Annotated in this window: 19 protein-coding genes and 1 tRNA gene; 9 read left to right on the forward strand and 11 right to left on the reverse strand. The window is 31.9% G+C overall.

Annotated features, from left to right (window positions below; genetic code table 11):
• Positions 1–140: 140 nt before the first annotated feature.
• From trpS to D6T69_RS01715, 4 genes are all read left to right on the forward strand, one after another.
• Complete coding sequence (gene trpS / locus D6T69_RS01700; RefSeq protein ID WP_125066159.1) at positions 141–1,109, forward strand: tryptophan--tRNA ligase; 969 nt, start codon at positions 141–143, stop codon at positions 1,107–1,109.
• Between the two features lie 140 nt (positions 1,110–1,249).
• Positions 1,250–1,504, forward strand: a complete 255-nt coding sequence (locus D6T69_RS01705; protein WP_115899774.1) for a hypothetical protein — start codon at positions 1,250–1,252, stop codon at positions 1,502–1,504.
• Between the two features lie 81 nt (positions 1,505–1,585).
• Positions 1,586–1,891, forward strand: a complete 306-nt coding sequence (locus D6T69_RS01710) for a DUF6370 family protein (RefSeq protein ID WP_125066160.1) — start codon at positions 1,586–1,588, stop codon at positions 1,889–1,891.
• Between the two features lie 246 nt (positions 1,892–2,137).
• On the forward strand, positions 2,138–2,326 hold the full coding sequence (locus D6T69_RS01715; protein ID WP_125066161.1) for a hypothetical protein: 189 nt from the start codon (positions 2,138–2,140) through the stop codon (positions 2,324–2,326).
• A gap of 73 nt (positions 2,327–2,399) precedes the next feature.
• Here the strand turns inward: D6T69_RS01715 and D6T69_RS01720 are convergent, their stop codons facing one another.
• Positions 2,400–3,440: an NADP(H)-dependent aldo-keto reductase gene (locus D6T69_RS01720; protein ID WP_125066162.1), complete on the reverse strand. Its 1,041-nt coding sequence runs from the start codon at positions 3,438–3,440 to the stop codon at positions 2,400–2,402.
• Between the two features lie 61 nt (positions 3,441–3,501).
• Positions 3,502–4,689: a phosphoglycerate kinase gene (locus D6T69_RS01725; RefSeq protein WP_125066163.1), complete on the reverse strand. Its 1,188-nt coding sequence runs from the start codon at positions 4,687–4,689 to the stop codon at positions 3,502–3,504.
• A 127-nt stretch (positions 4,690–4,816) separates the two neighbouring features.
• On the opposite strand from D6T69_RS01725, the gene D6T69_RS01730 reads away from it, so the two are divergent.
• The 4 genes from D6T69_RS01730 (at position 4,817) to D6T69_RS01745 (ending at position 6,779) form a co-directional block, all read left to right on the forward strand.
• Entirely contained in the window at positions 4,817–5,239 is a 423-nt protein-coding gene (locus tag D6T69_RS01730; RefSeq protein WP_125066164.1) for a molybdenum cofactor biosynthesis protein MoaE, read from the forward strand.
• 59 nt (positions 5,240–5,298) lie between these two features.
• Positions 5,299–5,372: transfer RNA gene (locus tag D6T69_RS01735), tRNA-Ala, on the forward strand.
• 18 nt (positions 5,373–5,390) lie between these two features.
• On the forward strand, positions 5,391–5,924 hold the full coding sequence (locus tag D6T69_RS01740; RefSeq protein WP_125066165.1) for a GNAT family N-acetyltransferase: 534 nt from the start codon (positions 5,391–5,393) through the stop codon (positions 5,922–5,924).
• A gap of 36 nt (positions 5,925–5,960) precedes the next feature.
• Positions 5,961–6,779, forward strand: coding sequence for a hypothetical protein (locus D6T69_RS01745; protein WP_125066166.1), 819 nt, complete (start codon positions 5,961–5,963; stop codon positions 6,777–6,779).
• Here the strand turns inward: D6T69_RS01745 and D6T69_RS01750 are convergent.
• Positions 6,776–9,532: a PD-(D/E)XK nuclease family protein gene (locus D6T69_RS01750; RefSeq protein WP_125066167.1), complete on the reverse strand. Its 2,757-nt coding sequence runs from the start codon at positions 9,530–9,532 to the stop codon at positions 6,776–6,778. The genes D6T69_RS01745 and D6T69_RS01750 overlap by 4 nt on opposite strands.
• A gap of 68 nt (positions 9,533–9,600) precedes the next feature.
• On the opposite strand from D6T69_RS01750, the gene D6T69_RS01755 reads away from it, so the two are divergent.
• Positions 9,601–10,386: an amidohydrolase gene (locus D6T69_RS01755; RefSeq protein ID WP_125066168.1), complete on the forward strand. Its 786-nt coding sequence runs from the start codon at positions 9,601–9,603 to the stop codon at positions 10,384–10,386.
• 31 nt (positions 10,387–10,417) lie between these two features.
• Here the strand turns inward: D6T69_RS01755 and D6T69_RS01760 are convergent, their stop codons facing one another.
• The 8 genes from D6T69_RS01760 to D6T69_RS01795 all read right to left on the reverse strand — a co-directional run bounded on the left by D6T69_RS01760 (position 10,418) and on the right by D6T69_RS01795 (position 20,632).
• Positions 10,418–11,398 carry an acyl-ACP desaturase gene (locus tag D6T69_RS01760; protein ID WP_125066169.1) on the reverse strand — a complete coding sequence of 327 codons (981 nt, stop codon included), beginning with the start codon at positions 11,396–11,398 and terminating at the stop codon, positions 10,418–10,420.
• Between the two features lie 38 nt (positions 11,399–11,436).
• Entirely contained in the window at positions 11,437–12,165 is a 729-nt protein-coding gene (locus D6T69_RS01765; protein WP_125066170.1) for a lysophospholipid acyltransferase family protein, read from the reverse strand.
• Between the two features lie 142 nt (positions 12,166–12,307).
• Positions 12,308–12,730: a hypothetical protein gene (locus D6T69_RS01770; RefSeq protein ID WP_125069134.1), complete on the reverse strand. Its 423-nt coding sequence runs from the start codon at positions 12,728–12,730 to the stop codon at positions 12,308–12,310.
• A 96-nt stretch (positions 12,731–12,826) separates the two neighbouring features.
• On the reverse strand, positions 12,827–15,664 hold the full coding sequence (locus D6T69_RS01775) for a TonB-dependent receptor (RefSeq protein ID WP_125066171.1): 2,838 nt from the start codon (positions 15,662–15,664) through the stop codon (positions 12,827–12,829).
• A 217-nt stretch (positions 15,665–15,881) separates the two neighbouring features.
• The gene (pgi, locus tag D6T69_RS01780; protein WP_125066172.1) at positions 15,882–17,453 is read right to left on the reverse strand and encodes a glucose-6-phosphate isomerase; all 1,572 of its coding nucleotides are present in this window, start codon (positions 17,451–17,453) and stop codon (positions 15,882–15,884) included.
• Between the two features lie 2 nt (positions 17,454–17,455).
• Positions 17,456–18,736: a peptidoglycan DD-metalloendopeptidase family protein gene (locus D6T69_RS01785; protein ID WP_125066173.1), complete on the reverse strand. Its 1,281-nt coding sequence runs from the start codon at positions 18,734–18,736 to the stop codon at positions 17,456–17,458.
• Between the two features lie 99 nt (positions 18,737–18,835).
• Positions 18,836–19,612: a DUF3108 domain-containing protein gene (locus D6T69_RS01790; RefSeq protein ID WP_125066174.1), complete on the reverse strand. Its 777-nt coding sequence runs from the start codon at positions 19,610–19,612 to the stop codon at positions 18,836–18,838.
• 102 nt (positions 19,613–19,714) lie between these two features.
• Positions 19,715–20,632 carry a tryptophan 2,3-dioxygenase family protein gene (locus D6T69_RS01795; RefSeq protein WP_125066175.1) on the reverse strand — a complete coding sequence of 306 codons (918 nt, stop codon included), beginning with the start codon at positions 20,630–20,632 and terminating at the stop codon, positions 19,715–19,717.
• Positions 20,633–20,733 lie beyond the last annotated feature (101 nt).

Genomic DNA, 20,733 nt, shown 5'->3' on the forward strand with positions numbered 1-20,733 from the left:
TGCTTATTTTCTCAACAAAGTTGAGAGCATTAAGGTCTCCCCAATATGCGAATGTAGTAATTTCTTTTGTTTGATAAATTTTAAGCTTATTTTTGCTCACTTAAGCAAGCACTTATTTAAAAACATTTCAAAACAGACTTATGTCAAGAATTTTAACAGGAGTACAAAGTACAGGGACCCCGCATTTAGGGAATTTATTAGGAGCAATTTTACCTGCAATTGAAATGGCAAACGATTCTAAAAACGAATCGTTTATTTTCATTGCCGATATGCACTCTTTAACTCAAATTAAAGACGGAAACGAATTGCGAGAAAACACCTATAGTGTTGCGGCAACTTGGCTTGCTTGTGGTATTGATATTAACAAAACCGTATTTTATCGTCAAAGTGACATTCCTGAAGTTACTGAATTAACTTGGTATTTAAGCTGCTTTTTTCCGTACCAACGTTTAACCTTAGCACACGGATTTAAAGATAAAGCTGATCGTTTGGCTGACGTAAACGCTGGATTATTTACCTATCCAATGTTAATGGCTGCGGATATTTTATTGTATGATGCTGAAATTGTTCCAGTAGGAAAAGATCAGTTACAACATTTAGAAATGACACGCGACGTTGCTAACAGGTTTAATAATATTGTAGGTGAAACCTTGGTTCCGCCTCAAGCAAAAATAAATGAAGACACCAAATTAGTTCCAGGTATTGATGGTGAAAAAATGAGTAAATCAAGGAATAACTTCATTAATATTTTCCTCCCAGACAAGAAGTTACGTAAGCAAATTATGGCTATTCAAACGGATAGTAAAGCGTTAGAAGATCCAAAAGATCCAGATAGTGACAATGTTTTTGCTATATATAAATTGTTAGCTTCTGAAGAACAAATAGCTCAAATGCGTGCTAATTATGAAAATGGAGGGTATGGCTACGGACATGCAAAACAAGCTCTTTATGAATTAATTGTAGACAAATTTGATGATGTACGTGCTAAGTATAGTCACTATATGGAAAACCGTCATGAAATTGACGAAGCTTTAGCTGTAGGTGCAGAAAAAGCTCGTATAATAGCTAAAGATGTGCTACAAAGAGTTCGAGGTAAAATAGGATATTAAATTATATACCCTTTAATGAATAAGTTATTTTATCCTTCAAAAATAAGGAATATGTCCCTATTAAAAATGGGAAATAGATAACCCTTGTTGGCTGTGTTTTTTGATAGTTTTACACTACTATTAACTCAAACTAACATATTATGCCACATTATGCACAAGGAACGACAGGGTGGACAAAACTGAAAGGCTATCAGGCTTTATGGGATCCTAAAATTGATTTAGGTAAATTTTACTTTACAACATTTCAGGGAAAAAGACAGGAAACTCCATATATGACAGCAGATAATTTCGCAAGAGTAATTGATATTCTAAGAAATGAAACTCCTGTCTACGGAAACGCAACTACTGGCTCTGTGACCACACAAGGAGAACTTGTTGGTGAAGAGGAGAGCTAGGAGGTTTAAATACTATAATTAATTAAACCCAGAATAAATTTATTCTGGGTTTTTTACGCTTATTTTTCATAAATTCACAACATGAAAAAAATATTAATTTTAGTGTTCTTAGGAATTGTTGCATGTAGTAATCCTAAAGAAAAAACACAAATAGTAGAGGCTTCGTGTGGTCAATGTAAATTTGGTTTAGATAGCCAACAAGGGTGTGATTTAGCTGTAAAAATAGATGGGCAAGCCTATTTTATTGATGGTGCACACATAGATGATTATGGTGATGCTCATGATAAAAATATCGGTTTTTGTAATGTAATTAGAAAGGCTGAAGTTACTGGAAAAATTGAAGACGGTAAATTTAAAGCTTCTTCTTTTAAAATAGTTGAAGAATAATTTTAAACAAAAAATAAAAAAATCCGAAGTAAGATTACTTCGGGTTTTTTTGTTTTTACAACAGTTTCCTTTATTACCCTATCAAAATTGCACTCCAACAGAATTAAGTTATTGATTTAGCTAAACTTTATAATAAAAATAGTATTTTTAAACTCATTAAAATTCTTTCGCGAGAAAATAGACACAAACCTTGAGTGTCTATAAAATGTTCAGGGATTTAATCAAATTAATTAAATCGTTATTATTATGAAAAAACAAATTTTAAATCTAGGAAAAAGATTAAACAGAAAAGACCAAGAAGAAATTAAAGGAGGAAGAATGTTTTATGACTGTGCAGATTTTTGTAGAACTGCTTGGCGTGAAGGTGATAGAGAATTTTACATACAAGATCAAATGGAAAAATATGGTTTAGATTGGTCTCACTGTGTTTGTTAGTATCGAAATATTTTGATATAAAAAACGCCTGAAAAACATTTTTCAGGCGTTTTCATTTTTATCTTTAACCCAACTATGGAGCTGGATTCGGGATAGCTTTGTGCACCGCTTCTATCTCTTCTAAAATAGTATCAGACAATTCTATATTGATAGAATTGATATTCTCTTTTAACTGACTCATTTTCGTAGCTCCAATAATATTACTCGTTACAAATGGTAACTGATTAATATATGCTAAAGACAACTCTGTTAATGTTAATCCGTGTTTATTAGCTATTTTTTGGTACTCTAAAACCGCTTTTTCTGAACCTTCATTTTTATATCTAGCTATAAACCTTGGAAATAATGTTCCTCTTGCGCCTTCAGGGGTTTTTCCATCAATATATTTTCCTGTTAATACTCCTTGTGCTAATGGAGAATAAGCTAACAAACCTATATTTTCTCTCATCGAAACCTCAGACATCCCCACTTCATATCCTCTATGAATTAATGAGTACGAATTTTGAATCGTAACCATTCTTGGTAAATTATGTTGTTCTGACATTTGCAGATATTTCATCGTTCCCCAAGGTGTTTCATTAGACAAACCAACGTGTTTGATCTTCCCTTCTTTTACGAAGTCATTCAAGGTTTCTAAAATCTCTAAATGTTTTTCAGCTTCTTTCGCAGAAGTTTTATACGGATAATCACGTACTCCAAAACAGTTTACTCCACGATCTGGCCAATGCAATTGGTATAAATCAATGTAATCGGTTTGTAAGCGTTTTAAGCTACCTTCAATGGCTTCTGATATATTTTTTCTATTGAAACCACCTGTTCTAATATGAGCTGTGTAATCGCCTCCTCCAGCAATTTTAGACGCTAACACTACTTTTTCTCTGTTTCTTGTTTTCTTAAACCAAGAACCAATAATTTTTTCTGTTGCTCCATATGTTTCTGGTGTTGCTGGTACAGAATACAGTTCCGCAGTATCAAAAAAGTTTACTCCTTGTTCTAAAGCATAATCCATTTGCTCATGTCCTTCTGCTTCGGTATTTTGTCGTCCCCATGTCATCGTCCCTAAACAAATTTTAGAAACTTTTACATCGGTATTTGGTAGTGTAGTGTATTTCATCCTTTTTAATTTGAAAATTTGTTGATTTGAAAATTAGCTAATTAACTCATTTTCAAATTCACTAATTAAGAATTGCTTCAATTCCTGGTAAGGTACGCCCTTCTAGCATTTCTAACATTGCTCCTCCACCTGTAGACACGTAACTTACTTTATCAGCAAATCCAAATTGTTTTACCGCAGCAACTGAATCTCCCCCTCCTACAAGCGAGAACGCTCCATTTTTAGTTGCCTCTTCAATAGCATTTCCTAAACCAATGGTTCCTTGTGCAAACTTTTCCATTTCAAAAACTCCTAAAGGACCATTCCATAAAATTGTTTTAGACTTTGCAATAACTTCAGCAAATTTTTCAACGGTTTTAGGCCCGCAATCTAATCCCATCCATCCATCAGGAATTTCATTTGTGTCTACAACTTGCGTATTGGCATCATTTGAAAAAGCATCTGCAATAACTGCATCTACTGGTAAATGAATTTCTGTATTATTCTCTTTTGCTTTTGCTAAAATTTCTAATGCCAACTCTAATTTATCCTCTTCAACTAATGAGTTTCCTATCTTACCTCCTAAAGCTTTGATAAACGTAAATGTCATACCTCCACCAACAATAATATGATCTACTTTTTCAATAATATTTTCAATCACACCAATTTTAGACGACACTTTTGCGCCTCCTAAAATAGCGGTCACTGGTTTTTCTGAATTGTTTAATACCTTATCGATACTTTCTATTTCTGTTGCTAACAAGTTTCCGAAACACTTATTTTCTGGAAAAAATTGTGCAATAATTGCAGTAGATGCGTGTGCTCTGTGTGCAGTACCAAAAGCGTCGTTTACATACACATCACCCCATTTAGCTAATTGCTCAGCAAAAGCAACATCTCCTGCTTTTTCTTCTGGATAAAAACGTAGGTTTTCAAGTAATAAAATCTCTCCGCTTTTTAAATTAGTTACGGCTTCTTCAACTGCTGAGCCAATACAATCATCAACAAACTTCACTTGTACGCCTAATACTTCTGTTACCTTGCTAACAATATGACGTAACGAAAACTGATCTTCTTTACCTTTTGGACGCCCCAAATGCGACATTAATACACAGCTACCACCGTCTTCTAATATTTTAATAATAGTTGGTTTTGCTGCTTGAATTCTTGTATCATCTGTTACTACAAAAATATCATTTAAAGGCACATTAAAATCTACACGGATTAATGCTTTTTTATTTTCGAAATTGAAATCGTTCAATGTTTTCATTTTAAGTTGTATTCTATAGTTGTGTTCTTTATTTCAGCAAACAAAAATAATTATTTAAATCTGATTGGTTTCTATTCTTTTTGAGCTTTCAATCTTATATCTTTGTTAAACTTACACGCTGATTAATATGAACACATCATCTATAAAAATAACTTCAGAAAAACTCAACTTACAAGAGTGTTACGATTTTGTGGCAGATCCTTCTTGTGGTGGGATTGCTGTTTTTGTAGGTACAGTTAGAAATGCAACACGAAATAAGGAAGTAACTCAATTAGATTTTTCTACCTACAAGCCCATGGCAATTAAGGAAATGCAAAAAATTGCAGATGCTGCTTTGGAAAAATTTGGGGTAAAAAAAATTGCCATTCATCACGCAGAAGGTTTGTTAACTATTGGTGATATCCCTGTAATTATTACGGTTTCTTCTCCACACAGAAAAGCCGCTTTTGAAGCTTGTCAGTATGCCATTGACACCTTAAAAGAAACAGTACCTATTTGGAAAAAAGAATTTTTTGAAGATGGAGAAGTTTGGGTGAATGCGCATCCTTAAAAATACTATATTTGGTATTAAGTCATTTCTAACAATGTAAATGCAAAACAATCTTTATTGGGGCATTAGCTCAGTTGGCTAGAGCGTTTGACTGGCAGTCAAAAGGTCATCGGTTCGACTCCGATATGCTCCACTTTTTTATCTTTAAATTATGATTGAGTTTACTACCGCAACCAACCCAACAGAATTACTTCAAATATTAGAGTTACAACAACAAAACTTGCCCGAAAATTTATCAGAAGCAGATAAAAAAGAACAGGGATTTGTTACGGTTCGTCATAATTTAGAATTGTTCCAAAAAATGAACGATGTACATCCACATATTATTGCAAAAAGTAATGGACTTGTTGTTGGTTATGCTTTATCAATGTCTAAAGTTTTCAGAAATGACATCCCTATTCTCATTCCTATGTTTGATGAAATAGACACTACTTCAGAGGGAAGTAAACCTTATATTTTAATGGGGCAGGTTTGCATAGACAAACACTACCGAGGAAAGGGAATTTTTAGAGGTTTATATGCAAAAATGAAAGAAGAATTCTCTGGAATATATAACTCTATTATCACAGAAATTGATGAGAAAAACACTCGATCTGTCAATGCACATAAAGCGATTGGTTTTAGAACTTTAAAAACCTACACAAGTAACGACCAAGATTGGGAAATTGTTTATTTAGAGATTTAAGTAGTAAACTTATAATATTAACTTTAGAAAAAAATTATGGAAGGAGAAATTAAAAATGGATATTATTACCCAACTATCTCTGAATTAAGGGAAATAAATAAAGCATCATTTGATCATTTTTTAGCTACTTTAGAATTCGAGAACAATAAATTTGACACTTCAATAGACAGTTTAATTTCTTCTAAAGAAAAAGACATAAAAACACTTAACGAAAAATTAAAAAAGTATCCTCAACAAGAGTTTAATCATCAAAATTTTAATGCGAAAACTTTCAATTTCGAAAATGAATCATCTAGATTGGAAGTTGAAAGTGAAATTTGGTCTATTCAAGAAGAGCTAAAAGCATTAGCTGAAATGAAAATTGTATATGCTTTTAAATTTATAGAACTTAATATTAAAAAGCTTATTTCTGATGCTTTTAGAATAAAAAACAAACGAGATTTTTTTAACTGGAAAACGGTTGAAACTTTTTTAAATAGTAAAAACATCAACCTAAAAAAGGTAAAAGGATATGAAGAAATATATCAATTAAAGCAACTAAATAACTCAATAAAACATTCTAAAAAAGTAGAAGAAAAAACATTAAAACTGATTTTTAATAAAGAAGAATATGATAGAGTTCCTACGTGTCCTTTCTTTTCAGAAAAAATAATTACCTACAAACATCTTTTAATTTTTTATACTAGAATTGAGCCTTTTATCAAAAAATTTCTTTCCGACTTATGTAATATGATTTATAAAGAATTATATATTTTCAGTAAAGATAAAATTGAAAATCTCGCTGAAGACTTGGTTTTAAGAATGGAAAAAGAAGATGCTCTTGAGTTAATTGACAAGATTAAAAAACATTATTAATAAGGTAAATTAGTAGCTTCCATAAAACTTACTTCAGGATTGTATAGTTCTGTTAACACAGCTTTGATTTCGGTCATAAATTCTTCTAACCTTTCTTCTTTAATAGCATTATCAGGTTTTCGATAATTAGATGAGAAATTCATCTGTAAAAAGCCACTTTTTAAATTCTTAAATGAGATAATTCCTGCTGTCAATGGCTTCTCAAAATTAAATTGTGTGTGTTGAGTATACAAAAACGCATATAACATTACCTGAATTGCTTTGTGATATTTTAAGTCGCGTATCACTTCAAAGTCGAGTACTTTTAAGTTCGTACTATCAACCATTCCTGTTTTATAATCAATAATTCTAGTAACACCATTTAGTTCATCAATACGATCTACAATTCCCTTTATTTTTATCGGAAAATTAATTCCTTCAACCATAATTTCTGAAGACAACTCTTGCTCAGTAGCGATTATTTTTAGTTGGTTATTCTCATCCTTCAGCAGTTGCTTTTCCTTCAATAAAAAATTCTCTACAAAACGATTGGCTACTTCAAAAATCAATCGGTTTTTACCTGTGGTTACATCACCGTTTTTAAAATGCTTCGAAAAGTAAAAAGTAATGAGTTTTTTAGTTTTCTCTTGCATTCCTTCAACATCATGTACTTGTAGAAACTTCCCTAAATAAGGTTTGTACAACTCTTCTAATGTATCGTGTACTACCGTACCCATTGTATTGGCGGCAACAGTTTCTTCTACATCTTCTAGCTCGTTTATTTTTAAAATTTTCTGCTTATAAAATGCAATCGGATTGTATAAATAGTTAGTCAATGCAGATGGAGAAATTCCTTTCTGAGCTATTTCTTGCAAACGCTCTAATACCTTTTTATCCTTTTGAATTTCTTTTAATTGAATAGGAGACGTTACTACTTTCGGACTGATAATTTTCTCAGTAATATCATCTCGCATCATTTCCAGCTGTGTTACAAAACGACTTTTTTCTCCACTTCCAAAAACATCGTGTTCGGTATTATACAAGATGTAAATATTTTTGGCGCGTTGTAATAATCGGAAAAAGTGATAGGAAAACAGCGCGTCTTTTTCTCTGTATGTTGGTAAACCAAACTCAATCTTTACATCAAAAGGAATAAATGTGTTCTGTTGATGATTTCCTGGTAAAACCCCTTCATTTACTGAAGTAATGATTACATTTTCAAAATCTAATACACGTGTTTCTAGTACACCCATTAGCTGCAATCCCTGTAACGGTTCTCCTTGAAATGATAAACTTTCTGACTGTATTAGTTGTCTAAAAAATTGATGCAAGGTTTTTAAATCTTGTACATATCCAAATTCATTATGTAAGTTTTGTAACTGAGTAAATGCTGTGTAAAAACGGAATAAATATTCCTTTTCTAACTCGTTAGTATTTTCTTTCAACAAGTTAATTAACTCTATAATTCTATTTAAGAACTCACTAATCGATACAAACGAATTGAAAATAGAGACAACTCTTTCTTTAATCTCCTTACTAACTGGAGAAAGAAATGTTATGATTTCTTCTTGATTAATAAAGGTATTATTCTCTTTGGCTACTGTTTCTGAAAGTACGTCTGCAATGTTTGTTTGCTCATCTACCTGTAATAATCTGTAAATAGTTGCATCTTTTATCAAGCGAACCACATCTTTATGGTAAAAAAGGTTTTCTTCCTTCTTTTCTAACTTCTCTTGATTCAGAAATAATTGAAAAATAGCAAATATTAAGCTCGTTGTTGGAATATCTTTTAGTGGATATCCCATCGTAATATTAATAGCATTCACAGTTGCTGGTAATGAGTTCAACGTAATTGGCAATAATGTTTCATCCGCCAACACCAACGCTGTATTATTATAGTTAGGAAGTTTTTCTAAAATCTCTCCTGCATACTTTATCTGCGTGATGTTTTTAGAAGCTCCGATTACCTCAATATGTTTACTTTCTGAAAAGTATTCTTTAATCGTTTGAATTGGGTGCTGCTGATAATACTTCCATCGAGTTTTGTACTTCCTTAAAAAGCTTCCTGCTTGGTGTTGACTTTCATAAAACGTTTTATCAATATCCCAATAGGCTTCTGCTTTTCCATTCAACAAAAACTGTTCAAATAGCAATTCTTCCGCAGCATTTAATGCATTGAACCCTATAAAAAAGTATTTCTTTTGTTGATTTTCATGAATGAAATCCGCTACTTTTTTTGTTGACTCTCTATATAAAACTCCTTGGTATCCGATATTGTTTTCAACCAAAAATTGATAAAAGGCATCGTAATATTTATTCAACTTTTCCATAAAAGAAAAGTGATCTTTCATCAATTCTGTTTCTTTAAACTCTCCTTTTACTGACCATTTTCGTAAACGATGGATATCTCGCAAATACACAAATATTTCTCTTGAATTAATCAAATGCTGATCGATTTCATTAAAATCTTGTAGAAGCGTAAATGCCCACGATGAAAACACATCAAACGAATCTGGGTTCTCTTCTTGTTCTTTGTAAATGGTATAAAAATGGAAAAGGAGCTGAACTGAATCAATCTTTTTCATTTCAGAAATTTCTTCAACAAAATCACCAATATTGATAATCTCTGGTAAAAAACCTGCCGAAATTTTCTTTTTAAACGTTTCTTTTACAAAAACTCCTGCCCTTTGTGAAGGCAATATAAACACAACATTTTCAAACGATTTGGTGTTTTGTAAAATAGTATCTAACGTTTCTGAAATAAAAGACTGCATACCTTGATTTTCTTGTAAGCAAAGTACAATTTTTATCCTATTTTTGAGAGTACAAATAGCCTATATTCATGAACACAACGAATCACTTAAGAGTAGCTTTGATTCAATCGGATTTAGTTTGGGAAAATCCAACAGAAAACAGAAAACGATTTGAAGAAAAAATCAATAGTTTATCAGACGAGATTGATTTAATCGTTTTACCAGAAATGTTTACTACAGGTTTTACCATGAATGCTTCAGCAGTTGCTGAAACTATGGAAGGTGAAACGGTACAATGGTTACAAAATTTAGCTCAAAAAAGATCTACAGCTATTACAGGTAGTATTGTTATTCGTGAAGATGATTATTTCTACAATCGTTTGTTATTTGTGCATCCTTCTAGGAAAATAGATTCGTATAACAAAAAACACACCTTTACTCTGGCAGGCGAACATGAAGTATTTTCTGCAGGAACTGAAAGAATCATCGTTGACTATAAAGGATGGAAAATTTGCCCGTTAATATGTTATGATTTACGTTTTCCTGTATGGGCTAGAAATACTGAAAATTATGATTTATTGCTATATGTAGCCAGTTGGCCTAAACCTCGTATTGAAGCTTGGGATACTTTATTAAAAGCTCGCGCAATTGAAAATATGAGTTATACCATTGGTGTGAATAGAGTAGGAGTAGACACTAACGGTTATGAATATATTGGGAATACAGTTTGTTATAATACTTTAGGAAATTGTTTGGTAAAAAATAATCAAGGAACTGAAGAAATATTGATTGTTGAATTAGATAAAAATGAGCAAACAAAAATCCGTGATCGATTTTGTTTTTTAGATGACAAGGACAAATTTATATTGCAATAAAAAAGCAACCTAATAGGTTGCTTTTTTATTCTTATGCAGGAATCATCCATTTAAAATTGAATTTTGTATCAGGTACTACGATACGTTCGGTGATTCGATACATTCTATCCGGTAATTTCATTAAGAAATCACGTGCTTTTTCTGCTTCTGGAGTTAAATTGGTTATCTTATCTATTTCCCAAGTCGTATTTAACTTCTTCAAGATATCTACATAATCAAAACCAGTATACACACCTACTCGTTGTGCTACTGTAGAAAAATCGTCAAATAAACTTCCTTTAGCACCAAAAGATTCTCTTAAATGCATTGCAGGCATAACTATTTTGTGTTTCATCATGTGTTGAAACGCCAACATCATCTCACTTGGGTCTATCTTAAAAATTTCTTTTACAAATTCTGTATAGGCCATGTGGTGACGCATTTCATCTCCTGCAATGATCTTAGACATTTTAGCCAAGGCTTTGTGTCCTTGCTTTTTGGCAATTTTAGCTACGTTATTATGTGAAATATACGTTGCTAATTCTTGAAAACTTGTATATACGAAGTTTTTGTACGGATCGGTAGCGGTACCGATATCAAATCCGTCGGCAATTAAATGCTGTGTAGACATTTCTACCTCACGCATATTTACTCTTCCTGATAGATATAAATACTTGTTTAACACATCTCCGTGGCGATTTTCTTCAGCTGTCCAAGCACGAATCCATTTTGCCCAACCATTATCCGGTTGTTGGGTTACTCCATCTAGGTCTAACAACCAAGATTCATACGTTGGTAATGCTTCTTCAGTAATAGTATCTCCAACCAAAACTACCCAGAAATCATCATCAAGTTCTTTTGAAAGCTCTTGAATCTCTTTTACTTCATCAATAAAAGAATCTTGTTGTGAGTTCGGTAAAAAATCGGTCGGTTGCCAAATCTTCTCTATTGGCATTAAGAATTTGTCTACAAAACTGTCAATATTTTTTTCCAGCGTTTGCATTACTTCCTTTCGAATGTTTTGTAATGACATAATTAAATTTAAGGGTTTATATTTATTGTTGTTTGTTTTTAGTGTATTCCAGATTTAACTGTTGTTTCCACTTTGGTAATTAACTCATCAAACGGTAAGCTATCTACTTTTATAGGTTCGTGAGTTACGATTTTTATCGGACTGCCAATTCCTAATGGGAATTTTCCGTATTTAAATACTTTCCACGAGTTATTTATTGATAACGGAACGATATAAGCCTGTGGATTGTATTTAGCTATCATTTTAAGTCCGTTTACAGAGAATGCCTTTGGTTTTCCTGTTCTACTTCTTGTTCCTTCCGGAAAAATCGCTGCAGACCATTTATTTTTATTAATTCGTTTGGCGAACTTACCTAATTCAGATAGGGCTTGCTTAGGATCTTTCCTGTCAATTAAAGCCGCTCCTCCATACTTTAAGTTGAAAGAGATACTTGGAATTCCTTTTCCTAATTCTTTTTTGGATACAAACTTTGGGTAGTGTCTCCTAAGATACCAAATAATTGGCGGAATATCAAATGTACTTTGATGATTAGCTACAAAAATTAAGGTAGTATTTTCTGGTAACTCATGTTTATTTTCAAACTGAACACGAATTCCTAATATTAACAGTGATTTTATTAGAAACCAATTCATGATATTTACTACATTTTGATGTCCTTCTTGACCAAAAAGTTTTAACCCCAGCCATTGTATTGGATGAAAGATTAATAGTAAAGAAAAAAACACCAATGCAAAGATTGATGAGAGTAAATAGCTTAAGATTTTCATTCTATTTAGTTGTTTTATTATTTGCCTAGTCTCGTTATTTAATAATTAAAAACCTATTATTAAAACATACCGATTTCATTATTAAAACTTTACTAGTGCGCAAAAATAGAAAATCCCGCGAAAGCGGGACTATAAATTTGTCTTAAAACCAATTACTCCAAGGAATTCTTGCTAGTATTAGTACTAAAGCCAATCCGTAAAAGATGGCAAAGGTTTTAAATTTAGCTTCGCTCTTTACTTGTTTTTTATGTTTAGACCATCCTATGGTGATTAAGGCAATAGCAATTATCATCATTAATGGGTGCTCGACAGCTAGTAATCTTGCCGCTGATTCTTTCATTACTTCTCCTCCATTAGCTTTTAAAGCTTTATACCAAGGCGACATAAAGTACCATCCTAAACCAATTAATAATTGAATGTGTGCTGTAATTAGCGTGAATAAGCCTAAACGGAACTCCTTATGGGTAAATTCTTTTTTTTGTACTAATCCTATAATAGCATTTACCACAGTAAAAATTAAAACTACTAATACAATATATGCCCAATAAGAGTGCAATGTTTTCATCATGATTTTTAAATTTTATATCTGTAAAAGTACTGATTTTTCTGCATAAAAAAACCACCTCAATTGAGGTGGTTTTTAATTTTATGTAGACAGCAATTAGAATGTATAATTTACACCAATATTCCAAGTTCTACCTAACCCAAAGTATACTCTGTTATTTGTATTAATTCCTCTGTAAGTATTATCTCCAGCATTTGCTTCAATGTTTGTATCAGATTCAGAAATATATAATTCATCAGTTAAGTTACTAACATTTAATCTTAATCCAATAGAGCTATTATTTTTAAAGCTATACTTATATGATAATCCAGTATCTATTAATGCATAACCTGGTAACTGTATAGTTTGTCTATTTTTAGCTTCTAATATATCTGACGGTGAATCAGTAGAGCTAGCTCCAAAAGATTCTGGATCAATTCCACCACCATATAAGTTCCCTACGTAAAAGCTACTAATATCAAACCTTAATCCTTCAGTTATTTTGTAATCAAAACCTAATCTGAAAGTCGTTTGAGGAGCATCACCAACTTTTTTACCATCTAAGTATAAAGTTTGTGTTTGCTCTTGACCATTAACTAAAACAGGATTATTTGCTTCATCAAAATAAGTAGCAGTTACATCTGCACCATATTCGTAATTAGCTATAGACCCCATTAAGCTTACTGTTAAGTTTCCAAATTTTGCAGTTGCATCTAACTCAACACCTTGGTGAACTTGTTCAACACCCTCTAAGTTAGCAGTACCTCTTACTTCATCTGCTTGACCTCTGTTAAAAGTAGCTGATGCTCTTAGGAATCTATCCTTCCAAGATGTTCTATATAAGTTCAAATTAACACTATAATTTTCATGACGGAAACCATAACCTATCTCTAATCCTAAGATCTTTTCGTTTGTTAACCCTTCATTTACGTTATTATCATTAAAGTTAGGAAATACTGCATCAAATAAAGGTTGTTTAGAATAGAAACCAGCATTACCAAAAATATTATGCTCTTCATTAATATTCCAGTTAAGACCACCTTTTACGTTTCCTCCCCATAAATTTTGCCAGTCAGACTCTTGCTCTGGGTCAGAATCTAAATAGTTGAAGTAATCAATTCTTTTAAATCCTTGACGAGAAACAGCCGCTTGAATAAATGCAGAAATATCGTCGTTCTTATACTCTAACTGAGTAAATCCACCCATCCAGTTTACTTTACCATCATTGTAATAATCTACTTTTACTTCATCATCTACGTTAGAAAATACATTTAAAATGTTAGAGATAGAAGGCTCGTAAGTTTCAGTTACTACATTACCTAAATTATTAATATCATCATTATCAATATAAGCATCTGCTCCCATTAAGTCAACTAATCTTCTATAGTGAATTCCTTTATAAGTTCTTAAATCAACACCAAAGTCAAGTGTTAAATTCTCATTTAATTCTGTATTAAAATTAGAAATAACTCCAAACCAGTTATGTGAATTCATTGAAGATCTTTGAGTAATTCCATTTTCAGCACTATATCTCCAATTTCTATCGTATCCTGGTATTAAATTCCTATGAGGTGTATTACTGTTATTTCCATTAATAAACTGTCCTTGAATAGAAGCAGGACCACCTTCACCTCCAGTATAACCTTCTCTATCATCTCCAAAATCAGGAACTGACTGTCCAGAGTTCCACGCTACAATATCATCAAAACGAATCAATCCATTTTCATTTTTTAAATCATCTGAATAAGATCTTGCTCCATTTATACGTCCTAAAGAACCTACAGATCCTCCACGTCCTAAAGAAGCATATAAAACAGTAGATAACTTAGAGTTATCGTTAATATTCCAATCCCAGTTTAATGACGCCACCGGTTTATGGTAGAAGTTTCCACTAAAAGTATCTTCTTTTCCGTTTCTATACCCCCAATCAGAATTATATCTTCTATTAGGTTCTCCATTACTACCATATTGAATATAAGTAGCTATACTAGGAGCAAAACCTCTTTGGTTATGTCTTTGTGGAGCTCCTGTAATTGTTAACTGTAAGTTATGATTATCATTTGGTCTGTACCCAAATGCTAAGTAGTAACTATACCCTTCAAATTCAGTACCGTCAACATAACCATCTCCATTTGTTCTACCAAATAACGCTGAAACTGACATACCATTTTCTAATAGACCTGTATTGTAAGAAACAGTCGTCTTTAAGTAGTTATCATTTCCTACACTAGCATAAACTCTACCTCCTTCTTTTTTATCAGCTGAACTAGTTAGTACATTTATAGTACCCCCCACAGAAGAAATTGCTAATTTAGAAGACCCTAAACCTCTTTGCACTTGCATAGCAGAAGTTACATCTGATAAACCTGCCCAGTTAGACCAATAAACCCATCCGTTTTCCATATCGTTAACAGGCATACCGTTAATCATAACAGCTGTGTTTCTTTGATCGAAACCACGAATATTGATTCTTGAATCACCAAAACCTCCACCTTGTTTTGTTGCATAAACAGAAGGAGTTGTGTTTAAAATCTCTGGAAATTCTTTCGACCCTAATTTCTCTTGAATTTCTTCAGCTTTGATAGTAGATACTGCTACAGGAGTTTCTCTATCTTTTGCTACATCGATAACTCCAGTGATGATAACCTCACCTAAAACATTAGAAGGTTCTAAAGCAATCGTTCCTAAATCAGATGTCCCTGAAAAAGAAACCTCTTTATTGGTGTACCCAACAAACGATACTACTACTACCCCAGATTCTGAGCTAGCGTTTAGTATAAATTTTCCATCAAAATCAGTTGCTGAACCGTTTGTAGTCCCTTTTACTACAACGTTCGCTCCTGGTAATGGTTCCCCCATTTCGTCAACTACTGTACCAGTAATTTTTGTTTGACCTAAAACTGTAGCCGTTACGAAGAACAAAACTACAAGTAATACATTTTTAAATGTTTTCATTTTTTAATCTAATTGTTATTAAATGCAGGTGCAAATATCCCGCTTTTCATTAGTGCTAATATTAACTTAATGTTAAGTTTTAACAAGAAATTAAGACGACTCAATATACAAAACAACGGATTACCTGCTGATTTAAAATGAATTAACTTTAAGTACTATTATTAACAAAATCTATATCTATGTTAAAAAACCTAAAAAAAATACGATTGAGTAGAGTTTAATCGTTTGTAAGTTTTTTTTGAGCCAATTCTTTTCCTAATTCAACACCAAATTGATCATATGAAAATATATTCCATATAACTCCCTGTACAAAAATTTTATGTTCATATATAGCTAAAAGCATTCCTAAAGAATAAGGTGTTAGTTTTTTAAAGACTATTGAATTACTAGGATGGTTACCTCTAAATATTTTATAAGGTAAAAGTGTATTTATTTGATTTAATTGACCATTTGTTTTTAGATCTAAATGTGCTTCTTCTTTTGTTCTGCCAAAAGCTAATGCGTCTTGTTGTGCGAAATAATTTGCAAGCAATTTTTCATGATGATTTTCTAAGTTATGTAATGATTCTTTAAAACCAATAAAATCAACTGGTATTAACTTAGTTCCATGATGCAATAGCTGCATAAAAGCATGCTGAGAATTTACACCTGTTCCTCCCCAAACAATAGTTCCTGTTTGATAATCTACCCTATTTCCATTTCTATCTACATCCTTACCATTACTTTCCATCACAGCTTGTTGTAAATAAACAGGTAGCTTTTCTAGACATTCACTATATGGCATCACCATTTCAGTCTCTGCATCAAAAAAGTTATTATACCAAACGCTCAACAAAGCTAATATAACTGGTATATTTTCATTAAAATCAGAAGTTCTGAAATGTTTATCTATTTTTTCAGCTCCTTTTAGCAATTTTTCAAAATTATCAAAACCTAACGACAAAGAGATTGATAACCCTACAGTTGACCAAAGAGAAAATCGACCCCCAACCCAATCCCACATAGGGAATACGTTTTTTTTATCAATCCCAAAATTATCAACTGCTTTAGTATTACATGATACTGCTACAAAATGCTTAGAAACATCAAAAACAGTTGCTGACTTTAAAAACCAATCTCTTATTGTATTCGCATTGTTAATAGTTTCCTGAGTAGTAAAACTTTTAGAAACAATAACAAAAAGAGTCGTTTCTGGGTTTATTTTTTTTAAGATTTCAGCAACATGATCTCCATCAATATTTGATACAAAGTGTGTATTTAACTTATTTTTGTAAAACTGTAATGCTTCTACGACCATTTTAGGACCTAGATCCGATCCACCAACACCAATGTTGACAATATCTGTAATTGATTTTCCTGTATACCCTTTCCATTTACCTGAAATAACCTTATTACTAAAAGCTTTCATCTTTCGTAAAGCGGTTTTAATTTTAGGCTTTATATCTTTTCCATCTACAAAAACAGGAATATCAGTGTTACTTCTTAAAGCTGTATGTAATACGGCTCTATTTTCTGTAACATTAATTTTATCTCCTGAAAAATATTTTCCAATAGCATCTTTTAATTCAACTTCTTCAGCTAAAGAAATCAATGAATCAATTGTTTCTTGAGTTATTCTGTTTTTAGAATAATCCACAGACAATTCGTCTAAATAAATAGAAAACTCATCTTTTCTGTTTTTATTCTTACGAAACAGTTCCTTTAACTCATAGCCTTTCGCCTCATTAAAATGTTTTGTTAACCTCTCCCAAGCTTTAGTTTCTGTAGGGTTTATATTCTGTAATGGCATAATTAATGTGTAGCTAAAGTTTCTTTTTCTTTAAATGAAAGCGGTTCTGGTTGTGGCAATTTTATACTATCCAACTGTCTTTTTAATGGTTTTATATATTCTAAATATGTTGGCTTTATTTTAGGATCTAAGGGTTCAGCCGAAGGTAATTTTTCACGGAATGGATCTACTTGACGTCCATTTTTCCAAAAACGATAACAAACATGCGGACCACTTGTGTTACCTGTCATACCAACCCAACCAATAATATCTCCTTGCTTCACATAATCTCCTACTCTAACATTACGTCTTTTCATGTGTAAGTATTGTGTTGTGTAAGTACCATTATGCTTTATTTTAACATAGTTTCCGTTTCCTCCTCTTCTTGCTGACTCAATAACAGTACCATTTGCTGTAGACATAATTTCTGTTCCATACCTAGCAGCAAAATCAGTTCCTTTGTGAGCCCTTACTCTGTTACCATATAATTTTATTCGTCTTCTTAGATTATAACGTGATGAAATTCGATATTGAAATTTTATAGGTGATTTTAAAAATGCTCTTCGCAACATATTCCCATCTTGATCGTAGTATTCTGGAATTTTCTTAATAGAATCAGCTACAAATTTATAAGCATATAAATCTTCACCTCCATGAGTGAAAATTGCGGCTTTTACTTCACCATATCCCACAAATGTAGTATCATTTATAAATTTTTCTTCAAATATCAACTTAAATGTATCTCCTTTTTGCAGACGATAAAAATCTAGCGTCCAAGCATAAATATCTGCAACTGTATTCGTTAATGTTGGTTTTAGTTGCAAACTATCCATTGTTATAGATAAATTAGAATAAATCTTACCAGCTATTTCTTTTTCAACCGTTTTTATCTTTTTTCTATGTTTATATGCAGATATTATTGAATCTTTAAAATCGATAACAGTAGCTTCCACCTTATTATGTTTATAGATAAAAACCTGAGCTTGATCTAAACTATCTTTAGAAGCTAAAATTGTGTATGCTTTCCCTGATCGTATTCTTCTTACATCAAATGTGTCTTTAATTTTGGTTGCTATTTCATTAATTTTTGGATACATAACATGATGTCTATCCATAATAACTCCAAAACTCTCTCCATTTTTTATAGTATCGTTAATAACCTTATAATTATCTAAATTAAACCCATAAGCTATAACAGGTTTTGGTTTTTCTATTTTAACGGGTTCTTCTACAACTACTTTCTTTTCTTTTTTACATGAAAAGAAAAGACATAGAAGAATGAATGTAAGAATGAATTTTTTCAAAAAAAAGCTGCTTTTAAATTTGAGTTTATGCGCAAAAGTACAAATAAATACTATTTTTCCTTCCACTTTAACAATTCTTAAACAGCTTATGTGATTTTTTTAATCAACCACTATCTCAAAAGGGTTTGCTAAACCTTTATAGGCATCTAATTCTGCGCGCAATGAACCTACAGCTAAGGAAGCCTTCATTTTTATTGGTATTTTATTATCATCTGCTGAAATCCAAATAGTAACACTTTCTTTTGCCTTAAAAACTCTACCAGCCTGAACCAATGGCCTAAACTTTTGTGTTTTAACCTTACCAAACTTTGTTTTTAAGGTTTCGTGCCCTAAGAATCGTAATTTAAATGGGTAACTTTTATTGTCAAAAAACATATCAAGTTTAATCTCATCTCCTTTTCTTAAGTTTTTAGTATTCTGACTTCTTAAAAAATAGAAGGTAGAAATCATATCTTGAGGAGAATTAACAGAAATTAATGTGTCTTTTTGCTTACGAAAATCCTGTACGTACGCTGTGTTTTTTTTATGGTTGAAAGTTATATGACGGTTCTTTTTATGACCTCCTTCATCTATTTTTCTTTTGAATAAATAAGGTTCAACTTTATCAATTCCAAAGTAACTTTCGTACCTATCTTCAACTTTAAAAAACCAACTAATCACACCTGTTGTTTTACCTGTTCCTACAGCATGTAGTACTTTCTGATTATTTAAACTCTTTTCTTTTAGTTGTAAAACCGCTGTTCCAGCTTTTAAGAACCCACTATAACTCATATCAAAACGAAGCCATTCTCCACTTTTGTATGCTCTTGGTTCACTTTGTGCAAAAAAACTTTGTGCAACGACTAAAAATGTAAAAAACAATATTCTTTTTCTCATAATATTCAAACTTATGAAAATTGATGGACAATTACCGTTCCAAAAATTAAAAAAGCTGTTTAACAGAATATTAAACAGCTTTTATTTTATTATTACTAGAGCTTAAAAAGTTCCCCAGTTTTTTAATTCTTCTTGACTCCACAGGTACGGAAAGAAAATTCTTCTTTGATATTTTGGGTGTAAATATTTACGCCAATTACTTCCTCCTGTAGCCTCTAGATCTCCATCACTTCCTCCTAAATACTTCCCTGCAGCATTGTAATGTGCCATTACCCATTTTACATTTACTGTGTAATCATAATGACGCATTGCTTTAATTAGCTCTTCATTCTCTTGGACTTCTTTAGGTAATTGCTTGAATTTTTTTGAAAGGTTACAGTCATTATAATCTTCCATAAAATCTATAAAATCACCCATATACTTCTTCTCAAACAATTTTAAAAGTGTTGTTTTTTGACCTGTGGTATAATTTTTCCCTGCTGCTTGCCAGTATAAATGATCATAGGCATTTTTAAATGATGAGTTTCTATCAATTGTATCTCTATAACGTGCATCTATTAAATTAATAAGATCAGTAGATGCAAATTCAATTTTACGGTATTGTGCACTTTGAAAACCACTTGCTGGTGTTAATGTGTTACGGAATTTTAAGTATTGGTCTACATCCATTCCGTCACCCATTACTGTAAACGAACTACATAACATATCAAAATAGCGGCTAATGCGCATTAGGTGTTTTGAAAATTTTTCTGCTGTAATTTCTTCAGATTTTGCTACCTGATCAATTTCCCACAAAATCATTTTAAACAACAATTCGTTTACTTGATGATACATGATAAAAACCATTTCATCTGGCAACGTAGTTCTAGGGATTTGCAATCCTAAAAGTGCATCTGTTTGTATATAATCCCAATAGGTTATAGGTTCACTCCAAAGCAGTCCTTCTAGCATTGCTTCAACAGGAACTCCTAATTTATCATATTTTTCTTCTATCGCTTTTAATATTTCTTCTTTACTCATTTGTTTGTTCTTTTATTATTACTCTAAATTCTTACTCTTAACATAAAGTAAGTTTTATGAGAAAGGAGATTTTATATTCAAATACCTATTTTGATTCATTA

Origin of the sequence: Tenacibaculum singaporense (genome assembly GCF_003867015.1) — a bacterium.
Taxonomy (GTDB): Bacteria; Bacteroidota; Bacteroidia; order Flavobacteriales; family Flavobacteriaceae; genus Polaribacter; species Polaribacter singaporensis.

Excerpts from the sequence above, each read along its gene's own strand:
- trpS (WP_125066159.1), top strand. The coding sequence starts at position 141 with ATGTCAAGAATTTTAACAGGAGTACAAAGTACAGGGACCCCGCATTTA.
- D6T69_RS01705 (WP_115899774.1), top strand. The coding sequence starts at position 1,250 with ATGCCACATTATGCACAAGGAACGACAGGGTGGACAAAACTGAAAGGC.
- D6T69_RS01710 (WP_125066160.1), top strand. The coding sequence starts at position 1,586 with ATGAAAAAAATATTAATTTTAGTGTTCTTAGGAATTGTTGCATGTAGT.
- D6T69_RS01715 (WP_125066161.1), top strand. The coding sequence starts at position 2,138 with ATGAAAAAACAAATTTTAAATCTAGGAAAAAGATTAAACAGAAAAGAC.
- D6T69_RS01720 (WP_125066162.1), bottom strand. The coding sequence starts at position 3,440 with ATGAAATACACTACACTACCAAATACCGATGTAAAAGTTTCTAAAATT.
- D6T69_RS01725 (WP_125066163.1), bottom strand. The coding sequence starts at position 4,689 with ATGAAAACATTGAACGATTTCAATTTCGAAAATAAAAAAGCATTAATC.
- D6T69_RS01730 (WP_125066164.1), top strand. The coding sequence starts at position 4,817 with ATGAACACATCATCTATAAAAATAACTTCAGAAAAACTCAACTTACAA.
- D6T69_RS01740 (WP_125066165.1), top strand. The coding sequence starts at position 5,391 with ATGATTGAGTTTACTACCGCAACCAACCCAACAGAATTACTTCAAATA.
- D6T69_RS01745 (WP_125066166.1), top strand. The coding sequence starts at position 5,961 with ATGGAAGGAGAAATTAAAAATGGATATTATTACCCAACTATCTCTGAA.
- D6T69_RS01750 (WP_125066167.1), bottom strand. The coding sequence starts at position 9,532 with ATGCAGTCTTTTATTTCAGAAACGTTAGATACTATTTTACAAAACACC.
- D6T69_RS01755 (WP_125066168.1), top strand. The coding sequence starts at position 9,601 with ATGAACACAACGAATCACTTAAGAGTAGCTTTGATTCAATCGGATTTA.
- D6T69_RS01760 (WP_125066169.1), bottom strand. The coding sequence starts at position 11,398 with ATGTCATTACAAAACATTCGAAAGGAAGTAATGCAAACGCTGGAAAAA.
- D6T69_RS01765 (WP_125066170.1), bottom strand. The coding sequence starts at position 12,165 with ATGAAAATCTTAAGCTATTTACTCTCATCAATCTTTGCATTGGTGTTT.
- D6T69_RS01770 (WP_125069134.1), bottom strand. The coding sequence starts at position 12,730 with ATGAAAACATTGCACTCTTATTGGGCATATATTGTATTAGTAGTTTTA.
- D6T69_RS01775 (WP_125066171.1), bottom strand. The coding sequence starts at position 15,664 with ATGAAAACATTTAAAAATGTATTACTTGTAGTTTTGTTCTTCGTAACG.
- pgi (WP_125066172.1), bottom strand. The coding sequence starts at position 17,453 with ATGCCATTACAGAATATAAACCCTACAGAAACTAAAGCTTGGGAGAGG.
- D6T69_RS01790 (WP_125066174.1), bottom strand. The coding sequence starts at position 19,612 with ATGAGAAAAAGAATATTGTTTTTTACATTTTTAGTCGTTGCACAAAGT.
- D6T69_RS01795 (WP_125066175.1), bottom strand. The coding sequence starts at position 20,632 with ATGAGTAAAGAAGAAATATTAAAAGCGATAGAAGAAAAATATGATAAA.